This is a genomic window from Mycolicibacterium gilvum (genome assembly GCF_900454025.1).
In the GTDB taxonomy this organism is placed as follows: domain Bacteria; phylum Actinomycetota; class Actinomycetes; order Mycobacteriales; family Mycobacteriaceae; genus Mycobacterium; species Mycobacterium gilvum.
Genome location: NZ_UGQM01000001.1, coordinates 907,165 through 922,981, shown reverse-complemented (window position 1 = coordinate 922,981; position 15,817 = coordinate 907,165). Strand labels below are relative to the sequence as shown.

General features: G+C 69.0%; 18 protein-coding genes. 6 read left to right on the top strand and 12 right to left on the bottom strand.

The window, feature by feature from the left end:
* Window positions 1-61 precede the first annotated feature (61 nt).
* Window positions 62-1,087, top strand: coding sequence for an NAD(P)H-dependent glycerol-3-phosphate dehydrogenase (locus tag DYE23_RS04445; protein WP_011896069.1), 1,026 nt, complete (start codon window positions 62-64; stop codon window positions 1,085-1,087).
* A gap of 3 nt (window positions 1,088-1,090) precedes the next feature.
* On the opposite strand, the gene DYE23_RS04440 is transcribed toward DYE23_RS04445, so the two are convergent.
* The 4 genes from DYE23_RS04440 to grcC1 all read right to left on the bottom strand — a co-directional run bounded on the left by DYE23_RS04440 (window position 1,091) and on the right by grcC1 (window position 4,165).
* A complete protein-coding gene (locus DYE23_RS04440) occupies window positions 1,091-1,624 on the bottom strand; it encodes a hypothetical protein (RefSeq protein ID WP_013470681.1) in 534 nt (177 codons plus the stop codon).
* Between the two features lie 36 nt (window positions 1,625-1,660).
* Complete coding sequence (locus DYE23_RS04435) at window positions 1,661-2,125, bottom strand: hypothetical protein (protein ID WP_041788374.1); 465 nt, start codon at window positions 2,123-2,125, stop codon at window positions 1,661-1,663.
* A 61-nt stretch (window positions 2,126-2,186) separates the two neighbouring features.
* Entirely contained in the window at window positions 2,187-3,065 is an 879-nt protein-coding gene (gene htpX, locus DYE23_RS04430; protein WP_011896072.1) for a zinc metalloprotease HtpX, read from the bottom strand.
* 92 nt (window positions 3,066-3,157) lie between these two features.
* On the bottom strand, window positions 3,158-4,165 hold the full coding sequence (grcC1, locus tag DYE23_RS04425; RefSeq protein ID WP_172527704.1) for a nonaprenyl/(2E,6E)-farnesyl/geranylgeranyl diphosphat synthase: 1,008 nt from the start codon (window positions 4,163-4,165) through the stop codon (window positions 3,158-3,160).
* A 21-nt stretch (window positions 4,166-4,186) separates the two neighbouring features.
* Here grcC1 and menJ point away from each other — a divergent pair, with 21 nt between their 5' ends.
* From menJ to DYE23_RS04410, 3 genes are read left to right on the top strand one after another with little or no spacing between them, the layout of a single operon-like run.
* Window positions 4,187-5,437 carry a menaquinone reductase MenJ gene (gene menJ, locus DYE23_RS04420; RefSeq protein WP_115326590.1) on the top strand — a complete coding sequence of 417 codons (1,251 nt, stop codon included), beginning with the start codon at window positions 4,187-4,189 and terminating at the stop codon, window positions 5,435-5,437.
* Window positions 5,434-5,877, top strand: a complete 444-nt coding sequence (locus tag DYE23_RS04415) for a GAF domain-containing protein (RefSeq protein ID WP_115326589.1) — start codon at window positions 5,434-5,436, stop codon at window positions 5,875-5,877. Before menJ ends, DYE23_RS04415 begins: the two co-directional genes overlap by 4 nt.
* A 49-nt stretch (window positions 5,878-5,926) precedes the next feature.
* Window positions 5,927-6,409, top strand: coding sequence for a YflT domain-containing protein (locus DYE23_RS04410; RefSeq protein ID WP_115328859.1), 483 nt, complete (start codon window positions 5,927-5,929; stop codon window positions 6,407-6,409).
* On the opposite strand, the gene DYE23_RS04405 is transcribed toward DYE23_RS04410, so the two are convergent.
* The 4 genes from DYE23_RS04405 to DYE23_RS04390 all read right to left on the bottom strand — a co-directional run bounded on the left by DYE23_RS04405 (window position 6,393) and on the right by DYE23_RS04390 (window position 10,346).
* The gene (locus DYE23_RS04405) at window positions 6,393-7,469 is read right to left on the bottom strand and encodes an alpha/beta hydrolase fold domain-containing protein (RefSeq protein WP_115326588.1); all 1,077 of its coding nucleotides are present in this window, start codon (window positions 7,467-7,469) and stop codon (window positions 6,393-6,395) included. The genes DYE23_RS04410 and DYE23_RS04405 overlap by 17 nt on opposite strands.
* A 129-nt stretch (window positions 7,470-7,598) precedes the next feature.
* The gene (locus tag DYE23_RS04400) at window positions 7,599-8,285 is read right to left on the bottom strand and encodes a demethylmenaquinone methyltransferase (protein WP_011896078.1); all 687 of its coding nucleotides are present in this window, start codon (window positions 8,283-8,285) and stop codon (window positions 7,599-7,601) included.
* A gap of 58 nt (window positions 8,286-8,343) precedes the next feature.
* On the bottom strand, window positions 8,344-9,147 hold the full coding sequence (locus tag DYE23_RS04395) for a class I SAM-dependent methyltransferase (protein ID WP_011896079.1): 804 nt from the start codon (window positions 9,145-9,147) through the stop codon (window positions 8,344-8,346).
* A gap of 71 nt (window positions 9,148-9,218) precedes the next feature.
* Window positions 9,219-10,346 (bottom strand): glycosyltransferase family 4 protein, encoded by a 1,128-nt coding sequence (locus DYE23_RS04390; RefSeq protein ID WP_011896080.1) that lies wholly within the window; start codon window positions 10,344-10,346, stop codon window positions 9,219-9,221.
* Between the two features lie 134 nt (window positions 10,347-10,480).
* On the opposite strand from DYE23_RS04390, the gene DYE23_RS04385 reads away from it, so the two are divergent.
* Window positions 10,481-11,164, top strand: a complete 684-nt coding sequence (locus DYE23_RS04385) for a DsbA family protein (protein ID WP_115326587.1) — start codon at window positions 10,481-10,483, stop codon at window positions 11,162-11,164.
* On the opposite strand, the gene DYE23_RS04380 is transcribed toward DYE23_RS04385, so the two are convergent.
* The 3 genes from DYE23_RS04380 to DYE23_RS04370 are packed head-to-tail and all read right to left on the bottom strand — an operon-like array spanning window position 11,161 to window position 14,107.
* Window positions 11,161-11,691, bottom strand: a complete 531-nt coding sequence (locus DYE23_RS04380) for a DUF3592 domain-containing protein (RefSeq protein WP_115326586.1) — start codon at window positions 11,689-11,691, stop codon at window positions 11,161-11,163. The genes DYE23_RS04385 and DYE23_RS04380 overlap by 4 nt on opposite strands.
* Window positions 11,688-13,322, bottom strand: coding sequence for a 2-succinyl-5-enolpyruvyl-6-hydroxy-3-cyclohexene-1-carboxylic-acid synthase (gene menD, locus DYE23_RS04375; RefSeq protein WP_172527703.1), 1,635 nt, complete (start codon window positions 13,320-13,322; stop codon window positions 11,688-11,690). Before menD ends, DYE23_RS04380 begins: the two co-directional genes overlap by 4 nt.
* Before the next feature lie 2 nt (window positions 13,323-13,324).
* Complete coding sequence (locus DYE23_RS04370) at window positions 13,325-14,107, bottom strand: alpha/beta fold hydrolase (protein WP_115326584.1); 783 nt, start codon at window positions 14,105-14,107, stop codon at window positions 13,325-13,327.
* Window positions 14,108-14,220: 113 nt separating this feature from the next.
* On the opposite strand from DYE23_RS04370, the gene DYE23_RS04365 reads away from it, so the two are divergent.
* Window positions 14,221-15,081, top strand: coding sequence for a PDDEXK-like endonuclease domain-containing protein (locus DYE23_RS04365; protein ID WP_115326583.1), 861 nt, complete (start codon window positions 14,221-14,223; stop codon window positions 15,079-15,081).
* Here DYE23_RS04365 and DYE23_RS04360 read toward each other — a convergent pair.
* Complete coding sequence (locus DYE23_RS04360) at window positions 15,068-15,808, bottom strand: DJ-1/PfpI family protein (protein ID WP_115326582.1); 741 nt, start codon at window positions 15,806-15,808, stop codon at window positions 15,068-15,070. The two genes, DYE23_RS04365 and DYE23_RS04360, sit on opposite strands and share 14 nt — an antisense overlap.
* Window positions 15,809-15,817 lie beyond the last annotated feature (9 nt).

The following is a 15,817-nucleotide window of genomic DNA, read 5'->3' as shown; positions in this document are numbered from 1 at the left end:
GCGGACCTGAGCGACGTCATTTCCGCCCTCGGGGTGGCTCCCCCGACCTAGGGTGATCGCCATGGCACCTGCGCAGCGCGAACCCAAGGTTGTTGTTCTCGGCGGCGGCTCCTGGGGAACCACCGTCGCGTCGATCTGCGCCCGGCGCGGCCCGACGCTGCAGTGGGTGCGCTCGGAGGAAACCGCGAGCGACATCAACGACAACCACCGCAACAGCAAGTACCTCGGCGACGATGTCGAACTCGCCCACACCCTGAAGGCCACGACCGACTTCTCCGAGGCCGCCGAGTGCGCCGACGTGATCGTGATGGGCGTACCGTCGCACGGATTCCGCGGCGTGCTCACCGAACTGGCCAAGGAGCTACGACCGTGGGTTCCGGTGGTGTCGTTGGTCAAGGGCCTCGAACAGGGCACCAACTACCGGATGAGCCAGATCGTTGACGAGGTGCTGCCGGGCCATCCCGCCGGGATCCTCGCCGGACCCAACATCGCCCGCGAGGTCGCCGACGGGTACGCCGCCGCCGCGGTGCTCGCGATGCCCGACCAGCATCTCGCCGCCAATCTCGCGAACCTGTTTCGTACCAAGCGTTTTCGTACCTACACCACCGACGACGTCGTCGGCGTCGAGATCGCCGGTGCGCTGAAGAACGTCTACGCGATCGCCGTCGGCATGGGCTACTCGCTGGGCATCGGCGAGAACACCCGCGCGATGGTGATGGCCCGCGCCGTCAACGAGATGTCGAAGATGGGCGTCGCGATGGGCGGGCACCGCGACACCTTCGCCGGCCTGGCCGGTATGGGCGACCTCATCGTGACGTGCACCTCGCAGCGCAGCCGCAACCGGCACGTCGGCGAGCAGCTCGGTCAGGGCAAGACGATCGAGGAGATCATCGCCGCGATGAACCAGGTCGCCGAAGGGGTCAAGGCCGCCAGCGTCATCATGGAGTTCGCCGAGAAGTACGGGATCTCCATGCCGATCGCGCGCGAGGTCGACGGGGTCGTGAACCACGGCTCGACCGTCGAGCAGGCCTACCACGGTCTGGTCGCCGAGAAGCCCGGGCACGAGGTGCACGGCTCGGGGTTCTGACCCCTAGTTGAAGTACGGGTTCGTGCCCTCGGGACGCGCGACCAGCGGGTTGACCGCGTTCACGATCCAGGTGGCATCCGGGCTGACCACGAAGCCGGCCTGATTCATGCTGTCGACGCACGCCGTGACGGTGCCGTCCCCGCCGCAGCTCACGGTGCCGAAGCTGATCCGGGTGTTCGGCGGCAGCGCGTTGACCGGTTCGCCGACGATCGGCTGCGGTGCGGCGCCGAACCCCGGAACCGTTCCGGAGCGGCCGCTCACCAGGTTCGCGTTGTTGGGGGCACCGGGCAGGACCCCGCTGCACCCGTAGGGTCCCGAGCGCTGCACCATGCACGTCAGACCGGCGGTGGTGAACGCGTACGCCGACCCCTGATGGACCGCGAAGTCCTTCGGGTTGGCCGGTGGATAGGCATTGATGTCGGGAGCCGGCGGAGGGGGCGGTGGCGGCGGCGGTTGCGCCGCGGCCAGGCCGGACGCGTTGAGGACACCGGCCGCGGCGACGCACACGGCAGCGACTACAGATCGGCTCAGCACCATCACAGCCTAAGTGTCGGCAAAAGGGTCGGCAGTGTTTCAGAACGCGTACGAACCGGTCGGGCTGATGACGAAGCCCGACTGGTTGAACGTGTTGATGCACGACGTCGCGAACCCGTCGGTGCCGCAGCTCACGGTCTTGAAACTGAGGCGGCTGTGGGGCGCCAGCGCCGGGGCGTTCTCGACGATCCCGTACATCGGCTGCGCAGCGTTGGCGAACCCCACGCCGCCGCCGGCGTTACCCGTGACCAGGTTCGCCCCGCCCGGCGCGGCAGGCAGCGGCCCGCTGCAGCCGTAGCTGCCCGACCCGCGGTCCAGCACGCAGGTGACGCCGTCGAGTGCGCTGAACACGTACCAGGCGCCGTCGTTGGCGGCGTAGTCCTTCGGGTTCGCCGGCGGCATCGCGTTGATATTCGGCAGCACCGGCTCCGCCGAGGCCACACCCGAGGCGCCGAGCACCGCTGCCGCGGCTCCGGCCAGCACGATCATGATTCTGCTCAGCACGGACCACACCCTAAACGGGTGCCCGCGGGTGTGCAGATCTCGCCCGAAAGTGACGGGGGTGTCAGTACTGACCAGGCCCGCGCCCGGCCATCGCCTCCAGTCGCGCGATGCGGTCGGCCATCGGCGGGTGCGTCGCGAACAGCTTGCCGATCTTCTCGCCCGCGCGGAAAGGGTTGGCGATCATCAGGTGCGCCTGGTCGGCCAGCTGCGGTTCCGGCGGCAGCGGCGCCCGCTCCACCCCGGAGCTGATCTTGCGCAGCGCACTGGCCAACGCCAGCGGGTCGCCCGTCAGCTCGGCACCGGACTGGTCGGCCTGGTACTCGCGCGACCGCGACACCGCCAGCCGGATGACCGTCGCCGCGATCGGGCCGAGCAGCGAAACCAGAAGGATCGCAAAGGGATTGGTGCCACCGTCGCGGTTACCACCGAACATGCTCGCAAAGAACGCGAGGTTGGCCAGCGCGGTGATGACCGAGGCCATCGCACCGGCGACGCACGAGATCAGGATGTCGCGGTTGTAGACGTGGGACAGCTCATGGCCGAGCACGGCACGCAGCTCGCGCTCGTTGAGCATCTGCAGGATGCCCGTGGTGCAGCACACCGCCGAGTTGCGCGGGTTGCGGCCGGTCGCGAACGCGTTGGGGGCGGCGGTGTCGCTGATGTAGAGCCGCGGCATCGGCTGGCGCGCCGTCGTCGCGAGCTCGCGCACGATCTTGTACATCACCGGCGCCTGCATCTCGTTGACCGGCTGGGCGTGCATGGCGCGAAGCGCGAGCTTGTCGCTGTTGAAGTACACGTAGGCGTTCATGCCGAGCGCGAATAACACCGCCAGGAACATGATGTTGCGGCCGAACATGGCGCCGACGGCGACGATCAGACCGGAGAACACCGCCAGCAACAGGAACGTCTTGGCCCTGTTGGCGTGCGGGTGCCAAGTCATCGTGGGTTCCTCCTTGTAGAAACCTGCGTGTAGAAACCTGCGTGGGTCATCGCAGAGGCAACGACCGGACAGCCCGCCCGGGTTCCGACCCGCTAGCCGTGCCGATTGACGGTGTAGTCGACCAGGCTCGCGAGCGCCTGACGGCCCGGCACGTCCGGGAGCTGGTCGAGCTCCCGCTGCGCTTCCTGCGCGTACCCGATGACCGTCTCCTTGGCCTTGCGGATGCCCTGCGACCCGCGCAGCAGGCGCAACGCCTCGGCGACGTCGGCGTCGTCGGTGACCGGACCGGCCAGCAGCTCGCGCAACCGGTCTGCGTCCGGACCGGTTTCGCGCAACGCGTACAGCACCGGCAGGGTGTGCACACCCTCGCGCAGGTCGGTGCCGGGAACCTTGCCCGACTCGTCGGCGTCGCTGTCGATGTCGATGATGTCGTCGGAGATCTGGAACGCGGTGCCGACGATCCCGCCGAGCTTGGCGAGCCGTTCGATCTGCGCCTCGTCGGCGCCGGAGAACGTCGCCCCGAACCTGCCCGACGCCGAGATCAGGCAGGCCGTCTTCTCGTAGACGACCTTCAGGTAGTGGTCGACCGAATCGACCTGGTCGGCGGCGCCACGGGTCTCGCGCATCTGGCCCGTCACGAGCAGAGCGAACGTGTCGGCGATGATGCGCACCGCCTCGGGGCCCAGCCGGCTGGTCAGGCGCGAGGCCGTCGCGAACAGGTAGTCGCCGGCCAGGATCGCGATGTTGTTACCCCACCGGGCGTTGGCGCTGGGCGCACCGCGACGGACCTGGGCCTCGTCCATGACGTCGTCGTGATACAGCGTGGCCAGATGCACCAGCTCGATCACGGCGCCGGCGACGGTGACCTGCCACGCGTCCGGCTCGGGACCGAGTTGGGCCGACAGCACGGTGAACAGCGGCCGGAAACGCTTGCCGCCCGCCTGGAAGAGGTGGTTGACCGCCTCTGACATCAGGGCGTCGGCCCTGCCCAGCTCCTCGGACATCAGAGCCTCGATACGGGCAACCCCGTCGCGGACGTCCTGGGCGAATTGGGCATCGCCGAAGTCCACTCCCGCCACCACGTTCGCCGGTGTCCTCACACAGCCAACATACTGGGAGACATGGACACACCGGCGGTCGGAGCGATCCGGGGCTCTTCTGGTGCCGATGTGGTGGTCATCGGGGCAGGACCGGCGGGCTCGTCGGCCGCGGCGTGGGCCGCGCGGTCGGGTCGCGACGTGCTCGTCATCGACTCCGCGCAGTTCCCCCGCGACAAGGCCTGTGGCGACGGATTGACCCCGCGCGCCGTCGCCGAACTGGATCGGCTGGGTCTGCGGTCGTGGCTGGACGGGCGTATCGCGCACCGCGGACTGCGGATGTCGGGTTTCGGCTCCGACGTCGAGGTGCCCTGGCCCGGGCCGTCGTTCCCGCCGACCAGCAGCGCCGTGCCGCGCACCGAACTCGATGAGCGGATCCGACTGGTGGCCGTCGACGACGGCGCGAAGATGAAGCTCGGCGTCAAGGCCGTCGACGTGGAGCGGGACTCCACGGGCCGGGTGACCGGCGTGGTGCTGGACTCCGGCGAGCTGGTGCGGTGTTCGTCGCTGATCGTCGCCGACGGGGCGAGGTCGACACTCGGGCGCACGCTCGGCCGGCAGTGGCACAAGGAGACCGTCTACGGCGTCGCGATCCGCGGCTACATCGGCACGCCGCGCAGCGACGAGGAGTGGATCACCTCGCACCTGGAACTGCGCTCCCCCGCCGGCGAGGTGCTGCCCGGGTACGGGTGGATCTTCCCGTTGGGCAACGGTGAGGTGAACATCGGCGTCGGCGCGCTGGCCACCTCGAAGCGTCCGGCCGACGCGGCCCTGCGACCGCTGCTGAACTACTACACGGGTCTGCGGCGCGCCGAGTGGGGTTTCGAGGGCGACCCGCGCGCACCGCTGTCGGCGCTGCTGCCGATGGGCGGCGCGGTGTCGCGCGTCGCGGGGCCGAACTGGATGCTGACCGGCGATGCCGCCGCGTGTGTGAATCCGCTCAACGGCGAAGGCATCGACTACGGGCTGGAGACCGGACGGCTGGCGGTGTCGCTGCTGGGCACAGGGTCCTTCGAGGCCTCGTGGCCCGCGCTGCTGCACGAGCACTATGCCCGCGGGTTCTCGGTGGCGCGGCGGCTGGCGCTGCTGCTGACGTTCCCGCGGTTCCTTCCGGTGGCCGGACCGGTGGCGATGCGGTCCTCGACGCTGATGAAGATCGCGGTGCGGGTGATGGGCAACTTCGTGACCGACGAGGACGAGGACGCGGTGGCGCGGGTCTGGCGCGGCGCGGGCAGGCTGTCGCGCCGGATCGACGAGCGCCGCCCGTTCGCGTGACCCTCGTGTATCGCGCGCCGATGCGGTCGCGCAGCGACGACGTGCCTTTCGGCCGGACTTTCGACCGCGCGCAGTCGTTGGGGCTGTGCGGATTCGGCAGATTCGGCGACCCCGAGAGGCTGGCACGGCGGGTGGATCGGTTCGCCGACGTGCCCGACGGGTCGTTCGTCTGGAGTCGCGACCCCGACGGCCGGTACCGGCTGGGCCGCATCGAGGGACCGTACTTCTACGACTCCGACGGCGAGGGGGTCGACCTGGTCCACGTGCGTCCGTGTCGGTGGCTCGACGCCCCCTTGACCGAATCCCGTTGTCCGACAGCCGTTGTCGCCACCTTCGGCCGCGGCGGTCGGAACTTCCAACAGATCCACGACGACCGTGTCGGCGAGGAATCGACTCGAATATGGAACACCTTTCGCACCGACCAGGAGACGATCTCGTAGCCTGAACGCAGACACCCACCCGGCACCAATGTTCAACCCGGAGGTAGCAGTGACGAACCTGAGTGGACCCCACCAGCAGCAAGGCGACCCCAAACCTGCCCCTCGGCAAGTCGTCGCCTCGTTCGACAACTACGCCGACGCACAGCGGTTGGTCGACCGGATGTCGGACGGCGGCTTCCCCGTCGAGCACGTGCGCATCATCGGCGACGAATTGCGCACGGTCGAACGCGTCGTCGGGCGGATGACCAAGGGCAGGGCGGCGTTCGCAGGTGCTGCCAGCGGGGCCTGGTTCGGGTTGTTCATCGGACTGCTGCTGGCGATCTTCACCGTCGGGCCCGTGTGGATCGTGACGATGCTGACCGCTTTGGTGATCGGTTCGTTCTGGGGAGGGGTGTTCGGCTTCGTCGCTCATATCGCCACCGGAGGCGAGCGGGACTTCGACAGCGTCAAGTCACTCGAAGCACGCCGCTACGACGTCTGCGTCTCAGCAGAGTTGGCCGCCGAGGCGGCACGGTTCACCCAGGCCCCCTGAGGACCCCCAGACTCTTGGCGAAGCCGCTCACATCGTTGATGCTGGCGGCGAACACATCCGGCATCGCCGTCCCGCACAGCAGGTCACCACCGTGGCACGTTCCCGCCACCACCCGACCGACGGCGGGCACGCCGGCACGCAGCAACCTGCGGTAGTACTGCAAACCCTCGTCCCGCAGCGGATCGAGCTCGTTGACCGAAATCACATGCGGCGGAAGATCTTTGAGGTCTTCGTCGGTCGCTGCCGACGCCCAGCAGGTCGGGTCCTGCGAGTACGCTCCGTCCGGGTCGTAGAGCGAACCGAGCAGCGCCAGCTGCTCCCGGCTGATGAAGTAGCCGTCGTTCTCCTCCAACGACGGCAGGTCCTCACAGGTGTCCATCCACCGGTTGGAGATGTACGGGCACTGCGCATAGAACCCGGCGATGTCGCCGATCCATCCTTCACGTTTCGCCCTGTGCGCCAACGTCAATGTCAGGTTTCCGCCACCCGACTCCCCGGACACCACGATGTGACTGACGCCGAGTTCGGCCCGCTCCGCGCTGACCCACCGCGCCGCGGCAGCGCAGTCGCCGAGCCCCGCCGGATACGGATGCGGCCCCAGTTTCCCTGCGCTGTTACGGAATTCGACGCCGATAACCACCAGTCCGGTTGCCGCGAGATGCTCACGCAGTCTCATGTACGGCGCGTCGGCGGCACTCGCGATCGCCATCCCACCGCCGTGCAGATGCACGATGCCCGGCAATACCGTCGACGCCCCCGCGGGCCGGCTGACGTAGACGATGATGTCGTTGCCGTCGGGTCCCGGGATCGTCGACGTCGTGGTCTCGACACCGGGCGGCTGCGGGAGACTCCCGGCGAGGGCGTCGAAAACGGCGCCGACGGCCTGCTCGCTCATCGCGGCGAAGGCGTGGCGCTGGTCGATCGGCGAATCGACGGTCAGTCCGCTCGACGGGAACCTGCCGTCGAGACCGAAGCCGGCGAACGCCTCCACCATGCGCGGGTCCGCGCGGGGGTCGGTGCCGAGAGTGGATTCCGGATCAGCATGACGTCCGAGAAGCATGAGCTGACGGTAGCCCCGCGGTATGGGCACGGAGGGCGATTTCGCTCTCCGCGAGCGCGCGTGCAGGACCGCGGCGCGCGGCGTGTCTGCGTGCAGACCCGCGCGCTCGCGGTGCAAGGGATGGGGCTCTCAGGGTTTGGTGGCGGCGTGCAGTGCGACGATGCCGCCGGTCAGGTTGCGCCATCGCACATCCGACCAGCCCGCCGCCTCGATACGCCGGGCCAGCGCACGCTGATCGGGCCAGGCCCTGATCGACTCGGCCAGATACACATACGCGTCCGGGTTGGACGACACCGCCGTGGCCATCGCCGGCAGCGCCTTCATCAGGTACTCCTTGTACACCGTCGAGAACAGCCCGTTGGTCGGCGTCGAGAACTCGCACACCACCAGCCGCCCGCCCGGCCGCGTCACCCGCGCCATCTCGCGCAGCCCCGCCGAGAAGTCGACGACATTGCGCAGGCCGAAGCTGATCGTCACCGCGTCGAACACACCGTCGTCGAACGGCAGCCGCGTCGCATCACCGGCGACCTTCGGCACCCGGCGCGAGGCGCCCGCGGCCAGCATGCCGACAGAGAAATCGGCCGCCACGCACCACGCGCCCGAGCTCGCCAGCTCGACGGTCGACACCGCGGTTCCGGCTGCCAGATCCAGCACCTTGTCCGCGGGGCTCAGCTGCAGTGCCTCCCGGGTGGCGCGTCGCCAGAACCGGTCCTGCCCCAACGACAGCACGGTGTTGGTCAGGTCGTAGCGTCGTGCGACACCGTCGAACATCGACGCCACCTCGTGCGGGTTCTTCTCCAGCGAGGCGCGGTTCACGTTGCCGAACGTATCAGGCAGACGGGTCGGCGCTCCTCGGGCTGCGAGGCCCGGGCGCTCAGCCGAACTCCAGCAGCGTGTAGGCGCCGCGGTAGTTCTTCGTCGCCTTCAATCCCCAGAACGCCGGGAACACCTTCTCGAAGAAGAAGCCGCGGCCCTGCGGCATCGGCAGGTCGTGCACGGCGCGGACGCCGGGCACGGTGTGCACCAGGTCGGCCAGTTCTGCCGCCGACAGGCTGAACGGCATCGGAGGCACCCGGTAGCGCGACGACGAGCGCACCCCCTTCGGCGCGAACTTCTTCACCATCACCGGCGGCAGATCGAAGATCATCTGCGCGCCGGGGAACCGCGCCGCGCACTCGGTGATCAGGCCCATCGACTCCTCGGGCTGCAGATACATCAGCAGACCCTCGGCGGTGATGAACACCCCGTGCGTGGTGTCGACGGCGTCCATCCAGCTGTAGTCCAGCGCCGACTGCGCCAGCGTGGTGATGCGCGCAGACTCCGGCAGCAGTCGTCGCCTCAGTTCGATGATCGGTTCGAAGTCGACGGTCAGCCAACGGAATTCCGCTGTCGGCAGCGCGGCGTCGAGCCGCCAGAACGAGGTCTGCAGACCTTCGGCGAGCGCGACGACAGTCGCTTTCGGATGCTTCGCCAGATACGCCGTGGCGGCACGGTCGAAGGCCAGCGACCGCAACGCCATCTCCTGACCCTTGCGCCGGCCGAACTTGTCGAAGTCGAAATCGATGGAGTCGACGACCCGGATCGCCATCGGATCGTCGAGGATCGCGTTCGGGTGGCGTGCCTGGTAGGCACGACCGTTCAGCGTCAGCAGGGCGGTTTCGGAGACGCCTGCCAGCATTCCGGCGTCGACTTTGCGATCGGGATCCACACCGACGAACCTACCCGCGGGCCCGAGTGCCCCCGAGTTGACTACGCCGCGCGCAGCGCACGGGCACCGACCACGGCCTCGTAATGCCCGACCAGCTCGTCGCAGATCACCGGCCACGTCCGACCCAGCACACTCCGGCGCGCCGCCTGCGAATAGCGGCGACGCTCGACGACGAGATGGTCGACGGACTCCGAGAGCCTGTCCTCGAATTCGGCGACCGGGAGCAGCAGCCCGCTGCGGTACGGCGCGACGAGGTCGCGGGGGCCGCCCGCGTCCGGGGCGATGACCGGCAGACCCGACGCCATCGCCTCCTGGACGGCCTGACAGAACGTTTCGTGCTCCCCGCCGTGGACGAACACGTCCATGCTGGCGTAGGCCGCCGCGAGTTCCGGACCGTACAGGGCGCCGGTGAAAACCGCACGGGGAAACGCGGATTCGAGACGGGCCCGGTCGACGCCATCGCCGACGATGACGAGCTGGATGTCGTCTCGGGCATGCAGCGGCGCCAGCCGTTCGACATGCTTCTCCGGCGCCAGCCGCCCGACGAAACCGACGATCGGCTTACCCTGCGGCGACCACGACTGCCGGAGCCGCTGGTCGCGCGCAGACGGCGCGAAGCCCGTCACGTCCACCCCGCGCGCCCACTTGTGCACGCGCGGGATTCCATGAGCAGCAAGGTTTTCCATGGCCGAGGTGGAAGGCGCCAGAGTGCGGTCGGCCTTGCTGTGCAGCCGCCGAGTCCAGGCCCAGGACGCGCGGGACATCATGCCGATGCCGTAGCTCTGCGCGAATCCGGCCACGTCGGTCTGGAACACCGCGACGGTCGGGACGCCGAGGTGACGCGCGGCGTGCACCCCGCCCCAGCCGAGCAACGCCGGCGAGGCCAGGTGCACCACGTCGGGATCGAAACCACGCAGCACACCGACCATCCGGGGCCGCGGGACACCCAGCGGCAGCGAGGTGACCTTCGGGAACATCGCCGACGGCACCCGGTGCACCCGCACCCCGTCGTACACCCTGTCCGCGGGCGGCTCACCGCGCGGGGTGTCCGGCGCGATGACGAGCGCTTCGTGTCCGGTGCGGCGGAGATGCTCGATGACCCGCAGCACCGAGTTGGTGACACCGTTGACATTCGGGAGGAACGATTCTGCGACGATTGCAACGCGCACACCGCGACGATGACATGGGCACCTGTCGGCGAGGTTGCGCGCAGGGATATGTCACACGAAATGCGGGTGGGACATGACCGGGGCACGTCGTCGAAAAGCGTGCCCGTCGTCAACGCCGCAGCGAGGATGGTGGTATGCGTTTCTCTCGTCCGCTGGCCCTGATCGCCGCGCTCGGACTGCTGGTCGGACCGGGCTGCTCCAGGGCCGTCACCGGCACCCCGCGCGCAGATCCGGCGCCGGTCCCGCTGGCTGTGGCCGAGGACGGCTTCGGTGTCGTCGCCGGGTTCGACACCGCACCCGCCAAGATCGAGATCTACACCGAACCGCAGTGCACGCATTGCGGTGACCTGCAGCGCGAATACGGCGACGAGCTGGCCTACCACATCACCGTCGGCGACCTCCAGGTCGTGTACCGTCCGCTGACCTTCCTGGACGACTCCTACGACGGGTACTCGGCCACCGTGGCCAACGCGTTGTTCGCAGCCACCGAGGCCAAGGGCGAGTTCCCCGCGAACGGGACACAGTTCCAGCGGTTCGTCGAACAACTCTGGGTCAATCAGGACCCGGGCGGCCAGCCGTTCGCCGCCGACGAACTACGCCGCATGGCCGACGACGCCGGTCTGCCCGGCCCCGTCGCCGACCGTGTCGCCGGCGGATCGGAGGCCGTCGACCTGGTCGACATGGAGGACCACAACTTCGAGATGCTGTTCGAGGTCGACCAGATCACCACCGGCACCCCCACGGTGTACGACCTCAACGCCGCCGAGAAGCTCGACATCGCCGACAGCAGCTGGCTCGCCGACCTGGTGAAGTCCTAGGCGGACACAGGACGCTGCGTGCGCCGCTCGATCAGCGCGGTCGCGCCCAGTGCCGCCGCGGCGACTAACCACCCGACCACCGCGATCGACCCCGCCGGAATGATCGCCAGCGCCGCGTTGCGGTGCTGCACACGCACCAGATCCGGGTTGTTCACGTCGTATTCGACGTAGATGCGCATGCCGTTCTCGAGCTCCGACGGGTACAGCACCCCGAGCTCGGGCCGATAGGTGATCCGGTCGGGGGTGACGAACTCGATGGTGGACCGTCGCGGACCGGCATCGAGCACCGTCGCCTCGGCGACACCGAGATGACGCTCGATCTGCCGGTCGTTGCGCCACGCACCCAGGACCAGCAGCACCGACTGCAGCGTCACCAGGCACGCCAGCACGATGATGCCGATCCTGATGCGGCGGAACACCGTGGCGCGGCGGGTATCTCCGCCCGCGCCGAACAGGAACGCGGTCAGGTACGGACGCACCGCGCGCCACCGGGCCCTGCCGCGGTCCAGCACGTCGGTTGCCGTCACAGGCTCGCCTTGATCGACGCGTGCAGCGCCCGCAGCGACGACCGGTCGGCCTTGACCTCCAGCACCCGCATACCGTCGAAATCCTCGGCGAGGGCCGTCGCGAGCTCACCGGCCTCGATCTGTGTGCTCTCGACGTGATAGGCCCGGCACAGCGCTCCGACGTCGACGTCGTGCGGGGTGCCGAAAATCCGTGACGACACATCGGAGAACCGCGGGTCGCCCTGCTCAAGCAGCTCGAAGATTCCGCCGCCGTTGTCGTTGGACACCACGATGGTGAGCTTGCGCGGCGTCGGCTCCGTCGGCCCCACCAGCAGCCCCGAGCTGTCGTGCACGAACGTCAGGTCCCCGATCAGCGCGACCGTGCGACCGCCGGTGGCGCGCTCGTGGGCCAGCGCGGCGCCGATGGCCGTCGACACCGTCCCGTCGATGCCGGCGACCCCACGGTTGGACCGGACCTTGACATCCGCGGTGTTGAAGCCGACCAGGGCGATGTCGCGCACCGGATTCGACGCCCCCAGCACCAACTGGTCACCGGGGCCCACCGCGTCGGCGACGACCGCCGCGACATGCAGACCGGTCGTCAGCGGATGCGCCGCGAGCTGGCCGCGGACCGCCTCCACGGCGTGCCGGTTCACCTCCGCGCAGCGACGCAACCACTCCGGCGACGCGGCACCGGAGGTGACGGCCCTGGTGCCGGTCGCCTGCGAGTTGCCCGACACGTCGGGCCAGCGCGGACCCGTCGTCAGCGCGAACACCGGGACCGCCGGATCGGCGAGCAGCGTCGACACCGGCCGGTGCAGCGTGGGCCGGCCCAGCATGATGACCTGACGGGGCCGAATCAGGCTGAGCGCCAACGGATGCAACGGCGTCTGGGCGTAGGGGGCGGTCGGCTCGGCGACCGTCGGCAGGTGCGCGAGGTTCGGATGCACCCCGGCGCCGTGGCCGGCGATGACCACGGTGTCGGGGGTGAGGTCGATCTCCAGCGGCTGATCGAACGTCACCGCCGGCGTGTACGTCCACTCCTTGCCGCCGGGACGTCCCTCGGGCGCATACGCCGAACCGTCGTCGGCGTCGGGCACCAGCGGCTCCCGCAGCGGGATGTCGAACTGCACCGGCCCGGCGTTGGCCGAACGAGAACCCTTGGCGGCCACCAGAACCCGGCACGTTGCCGAACGCCACTGCGCGTTCAGCGAGCCCATGTCGGCGTGATCCCCGGCCAGGCCGAGGCTGATGCTCTCCCGCACCTGGGTGCCGAAATAGCCGAGCTGCTCGAAAGTCTGGTTGGCGCCGGTGCCCAGCAGCTCGTAGGGCCGGTTGGCGGTCAGCACGATCAACGGCACCCGCGCGTAGTTGGCCTCCACCACCGCGGGGCCGAGGTTGGCCACCGCCGTGCCCGACGTCATCGCCACGCAGACCGGCGCCCGCTCAGCGACCGCGAGACCGATCGCGAGGAAGCCCGCGGTGCGCTCGTCGATGCGCACGTGCAGGCGCAGCCGTCCGGCGCGGTCGGCGTCGTGCAGCGCGAAGGCCAGCGGCGCGTTGCGCGACCCGGGGCACAGCACCACGTCGCGCACGCCGCCGCGGACGAGTTCGTCGACGACCACGCGGGCCTGCGCCGTCGAGGGATTCACCATTACAGGGTATCGGCGAAGAAATTGAGGATCGCGGTGTTGACGACCTCGGGCTTCTCGATGAAGCCCAGATGCCCGGTGTCCGGGATCTCCACGAACCGCCCGTTGGGCAGTGCGTTGGCGACCTCCCGGCCCAGGTGCGGCGGCAGCACCACGTCGTCGCCGAACCCGATCACCAGCGCCGGTGTGGTGACGTTCTGGTAGGCCGCCAGCCTGTTGTCCTGCGGTGAGATGGACAGATGCGTGCGGATGCCCGGCGTCGGCTTCTGCGGCCACATCGTGAACATGTCGATCCAGTCCCGGACCGCGTTGTCGTCGTTCAGCGTCTTGGGTGAAAAGCTCTCCAGGAGGCGGACTTTGGCGTCGAATTCGGGTGGAAGATCGAGGCCGGAGGAAGCCAGCGCGTGCTCGCCCCGCCAGAAGAACTCGCGGGTGCGGTCATGTCGCCCGCGGGTCGCCATCAGGACCGCCGAGTGCACCAGTTCAGGGCGGGCCACCATCAGTTCCTGGGCGATGAACGAGCCCATCGACACCGCGACGATGCGCACCGGCGCGAGGTCGAGCTGCTCGATCAGCGCCGCGGTGTCACCGATCATCGTCTCGGTCGTGAAGCCCTCGGCATTCTCGGTGGCGCCGATTCCACGGTTGTCGAACGTCACACATCGGTAACCGGCCCGGGTGAAGACCGGCACCTGATGCAGATGCCAGGTGCGCCCCGCACCGCCGCGACCTGCGATGAACAGGACCGGATCCCCGGAGCCGCGGTCGTCGTATGCCAAATTCACCCCGAAGACGGTACTCGGGCGAATCGGGCGCGCTTATGCACCCTGGGCGTCGCATTTCGCGCCGAATCCGCGGGGGACGGAACCGTGGGGTCGGCCGGGCGCGTCCTTTCGACATGATCAACGACTATCTTCGGCGTCAGGACGGGGTGATCACCCTCGCCCAGGCACGTGCATCGGGCCTGAGTCGGCGCTCCGTGCAACGTCGGGTCAACTCGGGACAGTGGCGGCGCTGCGCGCGTGGGGTCTACTTCGCCGATGACCGACTGTTCACCGACGAGGCGCGGATCCGGTCGACGGTCTGGGGCTACGGAGCGCACGCAGCAGCAAGCGGGCTGACCGCCGCCCGGTGGCACGGATTGACGCAGTTCACCCCCGAAGTGCTCGAAGTGACGGTTCCCCGGGACAGCCACGGTCGCCGGCACCCGGACAGCCGAGTGCGGCGCCGAGACCTCGATCCGGTCGACATCGTGGAGCTGCGCGGGGTCCGCGTGACCGCGATGCCACTGACCGTCGTCGAGGCCTCCGTGCAGTCCCGCGGCGGTATGAAGTTGATGGACAACGCGTTACAACGACACGTCACCCTCAACAGCCTGTGGTGGTCTCATCTGCGCAACAAGGGCCGAACGGGGGCACCGCGTGCACGTCAGCTGCTAGAGACGGCGTCCGGCGGTGCGCGCTCACACGCCGAACGGCTGCTGCACAAGCTCCTGCGCGAGGCGGACATCACCGGCTGGAAACCGAACTATCGGGTCGCGGGTTACCGCGTCGACGTGGGGTTTCCGGGTCCGAAGGTCGCCCTCGAGGTCGACGGGTACGCGTTCCACAGCGGCGCACACGCATTCCAGATCGACCGTGAGCGCCAGAACGCGATCGTGCTGCGCGACTGGCAGGTGCTGCGGTTCACCTGGCTCGACCTCACCGAGTACCCCGAGCGCGTGATCGCCGTCATTCGCGCGGCGATTACGGCGCGCTGAGCGACCCCTGACGTCGTTTTGCGCGCCGGATTCGCTTCAACGCGGCGTCCCAGAGCAGACCGCTCGACGCGGCGAGCGCGGCGGGCCGGACCATCTCCCGGCCCATCATCGCGGTGGCCAGGGCCTTGGTGCCCGCGGACGCCTTCGACATGTGGCCCGAATCGAACGGCGGCTGCGGGTCGTACTCCATGGACAGCTGAATGGCCTTGGCCTTCTCCTCGCCGGCGATGCGACCGGCCAACCACAACCCGAGGTCGATACCCGCCGAGACTCCGGCCGCGGTGACGGTCTTCGGGTCAGCCTCGACGATGCGCTGATCGCCGACAGGTTGCGCGCCGAGGGTCTTGAGCACAGGTAGCGCCGCCCAGTGCGACGTCGCCCGCTTACCGTCGAGCACCCCCGCGGCGGCCAGGATCACCGAACCCGAACACACCGACGTCGTCCACGTCGACGTCTCGTGCGCGCGGCGCACCCACGCCAGAACCACCTCGTCGCGCGCGTGCTCCATCGTCGCGAAACCACCCGGGATCAGGACGACGTCCGGCGACGGTGTCTCGTCGAACGAGTGCGTGGCGCCGACGAGCAGCACGTGGGAGTCGGCGGCGATCGGCCCGGGCTCGTGCCAGACGAACCTGACCTCGGTGTCGGGCAGCCAACGCAGGCTCTCGTACGGGCCGATGAAGTCCAGGGCGGTGAAGCCCGGGTAGAGCATGATCGCGACCTGCATCGTGAAACT